The sequence below is a fragment of the Emticicia sp. CRIBPO genome (genome assembly GCF_009905725.1).
Lineage (GTDB): Bacteria > Bacteroidota > Bacteroidia > Cytophagales > Spirosomataceae > Leadbetterella.
The window spans coordinates 463,286-474,625 of record NZ_JAAAKV010000002.1 but is presented as its reverse complement, the minus strand read 5'-3'; the positions used below and the strand labels follow the sequence as shown (position 1 = coordinate 474,625).

Annotated in this window: 9 protein-coding genes; 6 read left to right on the top strand and 3 right to left on the bottom strand. The window is 38.4% G+C overall.

The genetic code is table 11. From position 1 onward, the window contains the following. Positions 1 to 7 precede the first annotated feature (7 nt). Complete coding sequence (locus GVN16_RS05960) at positions 8 to 1,270, top strand: hypothetical protein (RefSeq protein ID WP_166562933.1); 1,263 nt, start codon at positions 8 to 10, stop codon at positions 1,268 to 1,270. Positions 1,271 to 1,294: 24 nt separating this feature from the next. Here GVN16_RS05960 and recO read toward each other — a convergent pair whose 3' ends face one another. The 3 genes from recO to ispE form a co-directional block, all read right to left on the bottom strand. Then, positions 1,295 to 1,984: a DNA repair protein RecO gene (gene recO, locus GVN16_RS05955; protein WP_166562932.1), complete on the bottom strand. Its 690-nt coding sequence runs from the start codon at positions 1,982 to 1,984 to the stop codon at positions 1,295 to 1,297. Next, on the bottom strand, positions 1,974 to 2,561 hold the full coding sequence (locus tag GVN16_RS05950; protein ID WP_166562931.1) for a cytochrome c oxidase subunit 3: 588 nt from the start codon (positions 2,559 to 2,561) through the stop codon (positions 1,974 to 1,976). The genes recO and GVN16_RS05950 overlap by 11 nt, the downstream gene beginning before the upstream one ends. Positions 2,562 to 2,822: 261 nt before the next feature. Then, positions 2,823 to 3,629: a 4-(cytidine 5'-diphospho)-2-C-methyl-D-erythritol kinase gene (ispE, locus tag GVN16_RS05945; protein WP_166562930.1), complete on the bottom strand. Its 807-nt coding sequence runs from the start codon at positions 3,627 to 3,629 to the stop codon at positions 2,823 to 2,825. 624 nt (positions 3,630 to 4,253) lie between these two features. Between ispE and rpsJ the strand changes: the two genes are divergently transcribed. The 5 genes from rpsJ (at position 4,254) to GVN16_RS05920 (ending at position 11,042) form a co-directional block, all read left to right on the top strand. Beyond that, a complete protein-coding gene (rpsJ, locus tag GVN16_RS05940) occupies positions 4,254 to 4,559 on the top strand; it encodes a 30S ribosomal protein S10 (RefSeq protein ID WP_166562929.1) in 306 nt (101 codons plus the stop codon). Positions 4,560 to 5,266: 707 nt separating this feature from the next. Beyond that, positions 5,267 to 6,361, top strand: coding sequence for a GDP-mannose 4,6-dehydratase (gene gmd / locus GVN16_RS05935; RefSeq protein WP_166562928.1), 1,095 nt, complete (start codon positions 5,267 to 5,269; stop codon positions 6,359 to 6,361). Between the two features lie 654 nt (positions 6,362 to 7,015). Next, the gene (locus GVN16_RS05930; RefSeq protein WP_229244061.1) at positions 7,016 to 7,531 is read left to right on the top strand and encodes a UpxY family transcription antiterminator; all 516 of its coding nucleotides are present in this window, start codon (positions 7,016 to 7,018) and stop codon (positions 7,529 to 7,531) included. 242 nt (positions 7,532 to 7,773) lie between these two features. Next, the gene (locus GVN16_RS05925) at positions 7,774 to 8,595 is read left to right on the top strand and encodes a polysaccharide biosynthesis/export family protein (protein ID WP_166562927.1); all 822 of its coding nucleotides are present in this window, start codon (positions 7,774 to 7,776) and stop codon (positions 8,593 to 8,595) included. A 56-nt stretch (positions 8,596 to 8,651) separates the two neighbouring features. Next, a complete protein-coding gene (locus GVN16_RS05920) occupies positions 8,652 to 11,042 on the top strand; it encodes a tyrosine-protein kinase (protein ID WP_166562926.1) in 2,391 nt (796 codons plus the stop codon). Positions 11,043 to 11,340: the final 298 nt, after the last annotated feature.

The window sequence follows — 11,340 nt, the reverse complement described above, 5'->3', positions numbered from 1 at the left end:
TATAAGGATGAGAAAATATCTGATAACCACCTTTCTATTTCTGTTTTCTTCTTTTTGTTTTTCGCAATCTTTGGTTAAAGACACTATTAACCTGTTAAGGGATAACAAAAAAATCATCGCAGTTACTTTTCTTGATTTCAAAAGTAATAAGGTACTATTTAAGAATCCTGAATCCGGGAAAAGAGACTTTGTTAAATTTGAAGATATTGAAAGTTTAAAATCAGGGTATGGCGGAAGGTATGTTCCCCGGATTTTTAAAGATAGGTATGAATTGTTGTTCCAGATGATAGAAGGGAATCATAGTTTATATTATCAACCCAGGACTCATCGATACTATATTCAATCTCCGGACACCCTACTTTTTCTCTCCAAACGGTATTTTAAGGACGCATTAAAATTGATTTATGGAGAGAAGGCTTTAGATGAATATGCTGTGAAGAGTAATTTACTGCCTAATTATTCTTCAAATTATCTCGTTGGTTTTATTGATTACGTAAATAACTACCAAAGTAAACCTCATAAAAGGTCAGCTATAAAAACCAGTATTGAAATAGGGACTTTATTCCTTGCCGGTCCAAATGAATTGAACATTGTTAAAGGTAATTCTATGGGTCGCACACTTAATGGGGGCGGAGGGATTTCTTTAGGCTTAAAATTGAATAATACATTCAGATTCGGCTTTGATGCCTATTATTTAAGTGAATATAAGGATTTAAAAGTTGCTGATACGCATATTGGTTGGGCAAAGATAATTACACCTGATTATGTAGTTTTTAAAGGATTTTATGAAAGTCCTGTACTAGACAAAATCAAGATGAGCTTTGTTGTCTTGGAACCCAATATTAAGTACTACGTATTTAATAAGTTGCCTCGTCGGTTTAACCCATATCTTTTTGGTGGCCCCAGTTTTGTAAAAGCTTCAGGTGAAATGAAGCTGCATCTGAATTATTTCAATGGGGTCGGAGAAAAGGAATATAAGTTTTACCGGGAAACAAGAGGAATGGAGTCAATTGGGTTCAGAGGTGGGGTTCATGGGGGAATTGGTGGAGCTTTGAATGTTTCTGATAAGATAAAGCTTGACTTGTCTGTTAGGTATTTAAGGGTTCGTTTTGATAAAACTAATTTTTCGCGGGTTAAAAGTATTGAAAACACTACTCCTTTGGCAAGCGATAAAATACTTTTTCAGGATTTGGATTATATCCATATTTTATCAAATGCTATGTTTATCAATTTTTCTCTGAAATATTCGGTAGATATCCCCAAGAGATGAGATATCCTGATAAGTTGTAATCATTCAAGCCAAAACCTCCTTCAAAACAGGCAAAGACCTTAACTCTCCGAAGTCTTCGATATGGATGCGATAAAAGAGGAGGAGGATGTCCAGCAGCTCCGAGCGGGTTTTTCTTGACAGGCGGTTTTCGAGGCCGCTTTCTCTCACGATCATGTCATTCAGTATTTCTGCCGTTTGGGCATTGAACACATACGGGACGGACAAGGCATCCAGTTGCTCAAATATTTCTTCGGCCGAATGCGGTGTAAAACCCAGATAAAGACTGTACTGGATCAGGAAATGCAGGTGGAAGTTCTCAAACCCCTCTTTCTGCTGGTCCAGCTGAATCACCGCATCATGGATAAATTCAAACAAAGACACATTCTCAGTATGCTCCTTCAGGGTTTTATGCAATACCTCTGCCATGAATATCCCTACACAGGATTTGCTCACCTCATAAGGTAAAGATGCAAAAGGATGTAAACACCTGATCTCTGAAATCCTGTGCAGGTCTTTTTTATCGTCATGATACACCACCAGGTCCAGCAGGGTGAGTGGTTGAAAAAGGGCAATCTTGTTTTTGCCCTTACTGCTCCGAACCCCGTTTTCTATGTAAGACTGCACCCCGAACTGGTCGGTGAAAATCCGGACGATGATGGAAGTTTCACGATACTTCACAAAACTGAGTACTATTCCGCGGGTTTTACGAAGCATGATATAAGAGGAACAAAAAGATGATCAGCCAGAGGGCATCCAGGAAATGCCAGTAAATACTGAAGAGTTTCAGCCGCAGCTGGTTGGGGGCATTGACACTGTAAATGAACGAGTCCACGTAACTCAGGTTACTGAAAGCATCCCGGATCACCACCGTCAGACCGATGATGCCTACCAGGGTATGGACGATGTGCAGGCCGGACAATATATAAATAAATGACCCGCTCGTACTGTTGGCCATTGTGATGCCTGAAGAAGTCAACTGCTGCCAGCCGAAAAACTGGAATGAAAGAAAAAGCAGACTCAGGGCAAAACACAAAGAAATACTGACTCTATAGGTGAAGAATTTTTCCCTTTTAAAAGCATGCTTTGCAAATTCAATGGATAGACTGCTCAGCAGGATGGATAGAGTACTCCACCAGAACACCACCGGTAAATGCAGTGGGATTTGCTGATTCAGGATTTCTTTCCGGACAAATACCAGGAAGATGAATAAAAACAAAATGCAGCTGCCGGCCATACCGAGGTACAGCATAAAAGTAAAAGGCTCGCGGCGTCTTGTTAATATATTGGGCATGTTGTTTTGGCTGTTTAGTTATTAGCTTTTGGGTTTGGTGAGTGGCGAAACTTGTTCTTTAAAAATAATCATATTTAATAGCCACAAGATGGCAAACTTATTCGTCGCAAAAAAAGCAACGAAGACACGATTCTTTTACTACGAGTAAACTCATTCGAAAACGATCATTTTTTCGTGAAATCTGCATCGTGTCTTTGTGGCAAAAAAACTGAGCAAAAACACGAAATCCAATTACTGCTAAGGGCAATCGCTAACAGCCGTTTACAGCACTCCTTCCCAGCTCATGTATCCCTCCGGCACCTTAACTTCTGTTTCTTGCTCAAATATCCCGTACACCGTTGAGCCGCTACCGGTCATGGACGCGTACAGTGCCCCTTCTTTATACAAGAGCTCTTTCAGCTTATCGATGGCCGGATACTTTATTAACAATTTATTCTCGAAATCGTTTTTTAAAATTCCTTTCCATTCTGTTACCGGGCGTGAAATAGTTTCTTTGATTCCTATTTCCGGCTTTTCAGGACTCACGCCTCCGTAGGCTTCTGCCGTTGAGATATGGATGCCCGGGTTCACCGCCAGCAAATACTTACCCTTCAGATCAAGGTCAATCGCTTCAAACTCATTGCCCCTCCCGGAACAAAGCATCGGTTTGTTCTCTATAAAAAACGGACAGTCACTCCCTAATTGTATGGCATAAGCTTCCAAAGCTTCTGTACTTAAGTTCAACTCAAACAGATCATTGAGCATTTTCAGGGCAAAAGCTCCGTCGGCAGAGCCGCCACCCATGCCCGCTCCCATCGCTATCACCTTGTGGAGGTGTATTTTGACGGGTGAGCTGACCAGGTTTTCCTGTTTTAATAAATCATACGCTTTCACAATCAGGTTGTTTTCCGGGTCGCCGGGGATCTCAAGGCCTGAAGAAGAGAAAGCAAAAGCATCTGATCGGATGATTTCCAGGACGTCGCTCCATCCGATAGGATAAAAAACCGACTCGATGTTGTGAAAACCGTCGGGTCTTTTTTCAATGATATTCAGGCCGAGATTGATCTTTGCGTTCGGAAACGAGAGCATAAAAGTCAGGTTTTATTAATTCTGGTGTAAACTTAGTACAAAAATATTACGCTACGGTTTTAAACCATTAAGAAGTTAAGGTAATTAAGAGAGAACATTAAGACTTCAATGATATTTAACATTGCCTGAAACTGACTTGCACTTATGTCACCTCGAGCTGCCTGTCCCGACACCTCGGGAGAGTCGAGAGGCTGAAGCACGATGTTGTTTTTTCAGTAGTATTGTCTGCACTAAATTTGTACATGTGTTGTAACTGTTCTCGACAGCTACGCTGGCAAACTTCGAACTCGCGTTCTCGTTTCCCGAAGGGTCGGGACAGGTTATCCCGAGGTGTCGGGACAGGTTGCTCGAACTGACAACTGAGGGACGAACTGACATGAAAACTGTCACCTCGAGCGTAGTCGAGAGGCTGATGCACAGATGTTACTTTTTCGGCAGAATTATTTGCACAAACATTGTGCATGTTTTGTAGCGGTTCTCGACTACGCTCGAACTGACAAGATAAACTGCTCGAACTGACAAGTATTGAAATATGGCAAATTAAAAATTTCTTCTTATCTTTGCGGCCCCGTGAGGAGTGAATGGTTCTTTCTCAGGGGATCACATTTAAACATTTGAACCAATATGTCACAAAAGATCAGAATTAAATTGAAGTCGTTCGACCATAATTTGGTTGACAACTCAGCTGAGAAGATTGTTAAAGCTGTAAAATCTACCGGTGCTACCGTAAGCGGTCCAATTCCACTTCCGACCCGTACTGAGAAATTTACAGTACTTCGTTCTCCTCACGTCTCTAAAAAATCAAGAGAGCAATTCCAGTTATGTACTTACAAGCGTCTGATCGACATTTTCTCGGCCAGCCCGAAAACTGTTGATGCCTTGATGAAACTAGAATTGCCTTCAGGGGTTGACGTTGAGATCAAAGTATAGTACTTAATGCTGTCAGACATTTTAAGAAAGCTTCATCCCCGGATGAGGCTTTTTTGTTTTGGATCCACCCCGCCCGACCCAATGCCTCTGGCCTGGCGGTCACAAAGTAGATTCGAGGGAAATGAATTGGTGTCTGAGTTTTGAATCTTCTTCTTTACCTATTTATGTGTGAGGTAAATTCGCATTAAACGCATCGTGTCTCAGAGCCTTCGTGGCTTAAAACAGTGAGTCTTGATGAATCCCTAAAAGAACATTCATGCACAATAAAGCTTACAGCTTACTGCTTAAAGCCAAAAACAGCGGATCCGGTTAAGCCGGATAATATACCTCATGCACCCGGCAGCTAATGGCTTATAGCTTATAGCTTACTGCTTAAAGCTAAAAAACCACCAATCTTGTTTTATTACAATTTTCTTCATCTTTAAATCTTTTGCGAAACCCTATTCGAAAGGGGTATATAAATGTGACATTTCCAAGATTCAAAACATCGGACTCTTCAAAGTATCAATAGTACTTTTCCTTTAAAATTTACCCATAAATGATAGATTATATGGAAAATTCCGGTTTTATCTAAATAATAATTGGGAAAATTACATTTATACGTTTTTGTATTATTATTCTGATACCATTTAATAAATTTTCCGTTTTTATTTTTTTTTGAGAATTATTTTTATCATTATTGTGTAACCAAATGAAATTCTAATAACATGAAAACTGCATTAATTACAGGTGTAACCGGTCAGGACGGTGCATATCTTGCCGAACTTTTGTTGGAAAAAGGATATGATGTACATGGTGTAAAACGTAGAGCCTCTCTTTTTAATACCGAAAGAATAGATCACTTATATAAAGATCCCCATGAAAATAATGTCAACTTTCATCTTCATTACGGAGACCTGAGTGACTCTACCAACATCATCCGGATCATCCAGGAAGTACAGCCTGACGAGATTTATAACCTGGGTGCGATGTCGCATGTTAAGGTAAGTTTTGACCAGCCTGAATATGTAGCCAATGTGGATGGAATCGGAACCCTTCGTTTGCTCGAAGCCATCCGTATTTTGGGATTGACCAAAAAAACAAGAATATACCAGGCTTCTACTTCTGAGTTGTACGGCCTTGTGCAGGAAGTACCTCAGAAAGAAACCACCCCGTTCTATCCGAGATCGCCGTATGCTGCTGCCAAGATGTATGCGTACTGGATCACAGTCAACTACCGTGAAGCTTACGGAATGTTTGCCTGTAACGGGATATTATTTAACCACGAATCTCCGTTAAGGGGAGAGACTTTCGTTACCCGTAAGATCACCAGGGGCGTAGCCCAGATCCTGACAGGGTTTGAAAACTGTCTTTACCTGGGTAACCTCGATGCCAGGAGAGACTGGGGACATGCCAAAGACTACGTGGAAGCTATGTGGCGTATCCTGCAGCAGGAGGTGGCTGAAGATTTCGTGATTGCCACAGGAGTGACCACCACCATCAGGGATTTCGTGAAAATGGCCTTCGGGGTATTGGGTATTGAACTGACTTTTGAAGGAAAAGGCGTTGACGAGAAAGGGATCGTGGCCGCATGTAACAATCCTGAATACCTGTTGCCTGTCGGTAAAGTAGTCGTTTCTGTTGATCCTAAATATTTCAGACCTACAGAAGTGGAATTGCTGATCGGTGATCCTACCAAATCAAAAACCAAACTGGGTTGGGAGCCTAAATATGATTTGCAGGCCCTGGCTGAAGAAATGGTCTGGTCTGATCTGAACATTTTTAAGAATACGAATAAAACCTACAGTGGTTTCGCTGACTAATCAGCTGAATTATTGATTTGATAATACAGTACGCGTGTTTTATAGACAAGGGAACTTATAATTTTAGCCATGAAAACTAAGTCCCGCCCAAAAAGACCCGGCCTTAAAACCGGAAACATATAAAGAATAAATTTTACCACAAAAAATGGAGTGTACCGGCATACCAATGCCCAGGGAGGACTTCTATGGAAAAAAGTGTGCGGTTTAGCCGTTGTACCTCTAACGGAAAACAAGTCAAACTGACGAGTATTTCGGTATAGATACGTAAAAAGGGAGAGTTTGGATGCGTAGGCTGTAAGGTTTTAAGTGGTAGGCTGTAAGGTTTAAGCTATAAGCGATGATAGGCTATAAGCTGTAGGGTTTCAGGTTTTTTGGAGCAGCTGGTTGCTCATTTTTAAATAGATTCTTGTTTTCATAGGTTCAATAAATGGGACTGAAAGGGCGAAGCCGTGGGGTGTTGGAGAAAGCCCGCCCGGCCTGGCCGCCAGAGCTTGCCCAGGTAACGGGGGCGGACTGGGTAGAATGGAAAAAGGCAGAAAGGAGCGTAATTACAAAAATGAATTCTTGATACCCTAAATGCCTGAAAAACAATTCGACGATAGATGACTGCTTAAGGCTTACAGCTTAAAGCCAAAAAATCATTAATTTTGGCTTATGGAAACACAGAACAATATCGAAACTCAATTGAAGTGGTTTGTTTTATATACCAAGTCGAGGAATGAAAAGATTGTCGCAGAGCGGCTCAGTCAGATAGGCATAGAAGTTTTTTGCCCTGTCGTCAAAACCACCAAACAGTGGTCGGACCGGAAAAAGACGATAGAAGAACCTCTTTTCAAGTCCTATGTGTTTGTGAGGCTGGAAGAAAAACACAGGGCAAAGGTTTTTGAAGTACAAGGGGTAGTAAGATACCTTTTCTGGCTCAGACAAGCCGCCGTTGTCAAAGACCAGGAGATACAGGCGATCAAAGATTTACTGGATCACTACGATCATAAAACCATCTCGGTCACCCAACTCGAAACCAGCGACAGGATCAAGATAAAATCCGGTTCCCTGGCTGAAACAGACGGAGAAATAGTCGGCAAACAAGGCAAAAAGATCTATGTACACATCGAGTCATTACAAATGACAGTCACAGTAGATTTAACCCAAACAGAAGTGAGTAGGTTGTGAGGAGCGGTAAGCTTTAGGCAGTAAGCTTTAAGCGTTATTTAACATGAATTTTAGATTTTGTGGACATCGAGCCTAAAGCCTACAGCTTATGGCTTATCACCTGCAGCCAATCTATGTAAAATCCAAATTTTATAATTTACCCCGTTTAAATAGCTTTTTATTGATTAATAAAAGCCACTTATTGCAAATTTTAGATAATATCTCTACTTTTATACACAATCTTACAAAAGAAAACATTTAGCATGAACCTAAAAACCGACCGCCTGGCCAAGATACGGCTGTTTGCCATCATCGTTTTGTCCTCTTTTACCCTGTTTTCCTGTGTCGATACCAAAAAGGTAGTTTACTTCCAGAGTAACAATCCGCAGTATCCGAATTACATTGAGACACATTTGCCAAAGGTTACTAAGATTTCTACAGATGACATCCTTGCGATTACGGTAAGTAGTCTGAGTAAAGAGTCTAATGAAATTCTGAACTTTCAGAATATTAATTCTTTGACCATGTCTTCTTTTCCAGGGATAACAAATGGAGGAGGGCCAAGAGAACAGCCATTAGGCTATCGTGTTGATTCATCTGGTAACGTAGTAGTTCCATTCATTGGAAAACAATTTTTAAGGGGGTTAACACTTGAAGAGGCAGGGGAAAAGATTAAAGTTGAAATAGAAAAATATTTGAAAGACCCAGCTGTAAATATTACTTTTTTGAATCATAAATTCTCTGTCTTAGGAGAAGTAAACCGGGTAGGAACTTTTAACTTGTTAGATGATCGTACAACTATGCCTGAAGCTCTTGCAATGGCTGGAGATTTGACTATTTATGGTAAGAGGGACAGCATAACCATTATTAGACATTCACTAGGGCTGAGAGAAGTTGGGAAAGTCAGTCTCTTAAACAGAGATTTATTCACATCGCCTTATTATTACATTCAGAATGGAGATGTCATCTATGTGGAGCCAATAAAGGGAAGGGTAACAAATACAGAGCAAAGGGTTCAATTGGTCCCTATTTTTACCGGTATAGCTACTACACTTGTTGTTCTATTAAACTTTATTATTAAGTAAATAGTAAAGATAAAATTGTATAAGATTCTAATATAATTGAAGTAAATTTTAAAAAAATGGCTTTAGGTGAAAGTATTTTCTCAGAAGAGAATCAACAGAGTTTTGATTTAAAATCTGCATTATTTAAGTATGTAAGATATTGGTATTGGTTTGTAATTTCAGTATTAGTTTGTTTTGGAAGTGCTTTTTTATATTTAAAATTTAGCACTCCAATTTATAAAGTAAATGCTACATTATTAGTCAAAGATGAGAAGAAAGGGGCTTCAGTAGGTAACGAGATGCTCGCTGAATTAGATATAATTGGTGGAAGTAAATTAGTAGAAAATGAAATTGAAGTTTTAAAATCTAGAACTTTACTTCAGTCAGTTGTTGATCAATTAAATTTAACAGTTTCTTATTGGAAAGAGGGAAGTATTAGAGATGTAGAGCTTTATGGAGAAGAAAGCCCTATAAAAATATTTATGATTAGTTCTACAAATTATGCCTTTTCTCATTCTCTTTATATAAAAGTTCTGAAAGGTAATAAATATGAATTGTTAAGTGAAAATAAGAACTCATTAGGGAAATTTGATTTTAGTGAGTCTATTACTTCAGATTATGGGAAGTTTAGAGTTTTTAAAAATCCTAACTCGACTTACAAAAATGAAGATCCAATAAAAGTAGTAATTTTAGATAAAGACAAATTGATTAATAGTATAATCGCTGGGCTTGATGTTGCACTATTAAATCAGAAAAGTACTGTAATTACTTTAGGTTTTGAAACGCCTTTGAAAAACAAGGGGAAAGATATAATGAGCAAGATTCTAGAAGAATACTCTTTTGCATCATTGGAAGATAAAAACAGAGAGGCGACTAACACACTTAGATTTATAGAAGGCCGGCTGAAACTGATCACATCTGAATTGGGAGATGTAGAGAAAGATGTTGAACAGTATAGAACATCTAGAGGTATTACGGATTTAAGTACAGAGGCTAATTTGTTTTTGGAAAAAGTGAAAGATAATGACTCTAAATTGAATGAAGTCGACATTCAATTAAAGGTATTGGAAGGTGTAGACCGCTATTTGCAATCTGACCAGGTGGGGAATGTTGCCCCAGCTACTTTAATGGTCAGTGATCCTGTATTGACATCTTATATTAGTCAATTATCTCAACTTGAGTTGGAAAGAGAGAAGTTGTCAAGATCCGCTCAAGCTAATAATCCTTTTTTACAGACTATTAACACTCAGATGAAGAATGTTAAGCAGGCTATAAAGGAAAATTTGGGTAATCAAAAGTCTGGGTTACAGGTTACTCGGAATAGTCTTCAAGCTTTAAATAATAGATTAGAAGGAGCAATAAGTACAATACCTCGTAAGGAAAGAGAATATGTAGAAATTAAAAGGCAGGCTGGTATCAAAGAGAATTTATATCTCCTTCTCCTCAAAAAAAGAGAAGAAACTGCTCTTTCATACGCTTCAACTGTTACAGATAGTCGTATCGTGGATGTCCCTTTTGATTCAGGAGATCCGGTAAAACCTAAAAAAAATCTTGTGCTTTTAGTTGGAATGCTGCTTAGCTTGGTCATTCCGATTGCTAGCATTAATATAAAAGATATGCTTAATGATACGGTTAATTCCAGAAAAGAAATTGAAGATAAAACAGGAATTCCGGTTTTTGGAGAAATTGGACAAAAGCCATCAGAAGAGAAAGGGGAAATACTAGATGTGAATAGTAGAAGTTTTGTATCTGAACAGGTTAGAATGATCAGATCTAATTTGAGTTTTCTATTTTCTGATTTGAAAGAAGAAGAGGGGAAGGTTATACTTTTTACTTCTTCAACGAGCGGAGAAGGTAAAAGCTTTGTGACAGCTAACATTGCCGCATCTTTAGGGTTACTAGATAAAAAAGTAGTTATCATAGGCTTAGATTTAAGAAAACCTAAATTACATGAGTATATTGGAGTAGGAAATAGCAAAGGAGTATCGAACTATTTAATTGGAAAGGCCACTGAAGAGGCTATAATTCAAAAAACTAATATTGTAAACGTGTATGCAATTCCAAGCGGGCCAATTCCTCCAAATCCATCTGAATTGATAATGAATGGTAGAATAAAAGAATTAGTAGACGTCCTTAGACAATCTTTCGATTATATTCTTATTGACACTCCTCCAACAGGATTAGTTACTGATGCAATTTTATTAGCCCCACTTGCAGATGCTTGCTTTTATCTTGTACGCCATGAGAGAACACCTAAACAATTCCTTCGTAATTTGTCTGAATTAAACAAGAAGAATATATTCAAGTCCTTATCCGTAATTTTTAATGCCGTTAATTATAAGAATTTAAAAGATTATGGCTATGGCTATGGTTATGGCTACGGCTATGGTTACGGTTATGGTCAAGCATATGGAAAGGAAGAAGTAAAGAAAGGGTTTAAAAATTGGTTTGGTTTCAAAAAAAAATGACTTAGGTTCTTTTTATAAAAATATATCGATGAAAAATAAAAACATACTGTCTTCAAGAATGAGGCACAGTATGTTCATTTGTTTGTTACGATAGTTTGTCGTCAATTTTGAATTGCATGCTTCATTATTATTTAATATAATCAGGATTTAAATTATTGAGTTAGTTTAAAGATATGTGAGTAAATATTTATCACAAAAGGGTTTCGAATTTGTGATAAATTTAGATTAGTTGTTTTACAAAATAGAATATAATATTCTTTAATTAGTAGTAGTGTCCAATTCAAAAAGCATAATAAAG

Bases quoted from the DNA above. Each gene is read 5' to 3' on its own strand.
- GVN16_RS05930 (WP_229244061.1), top strand. From the start codon at position 7,016: ATGGAAACACAGAACAATATCGAAACTCAATTGAAGTGGTTTGTTTTA.
- GVN16_RS05920 (WP_166562926.1), top strand. From the start codon at position 8,652: ATGGCTTTAGGTGAAAGTATTTTCTCAGAAGAGAATCAACAGAGTTTT.
- GVN16_RS05960 (WP_166562933.1), top strand. From the start codon at position 8: ATGAGAAAATATCTGATAACCACCTTTCTATTTCTGTTTTCTTCTTTT.
- ispE (WP_166562930.1), bottom strand. From the start codon at position 3,629: ATGCTCTCGTTTCCGAACGCAAAGATCAATCTCGGCCTGAATATCATT.
- gmd (WP_166562928.1), top strand. From the start codon at position 5,267: ATGAAAACTGCATTAATTACAGGTGTAACCGGTCAGGACGGTGCATAT.
- rpsJ (WP_166562929.1), top strand. From the start codon at position 4,254: ATGTCACAAAAGATCAGAATTAAATTGAAGTCGTTCGACCATAATTTG.
- GVN16_RS05950 (WP_166562931.1), bottom strand. From the start codon at position 2,561: ATGCCCAATATATTAACAAGACGCCGCGAGCCTTTTACTTTTATGCTG.
- GVN16_RS05925 (WP_166562927.1), top strand. From the start codon at position 7,774: ATGAACCTAAAAACCGACCGCCTGGCCAAGATACGGCTGTTTGCCATC.
- recO (WP_166562932.1), bottom strand. From the start codon at position 1,984: ATGCTTCGTAAAACCCGCGGAATAGTACTCAGTTTTGTGAAGTATCGT.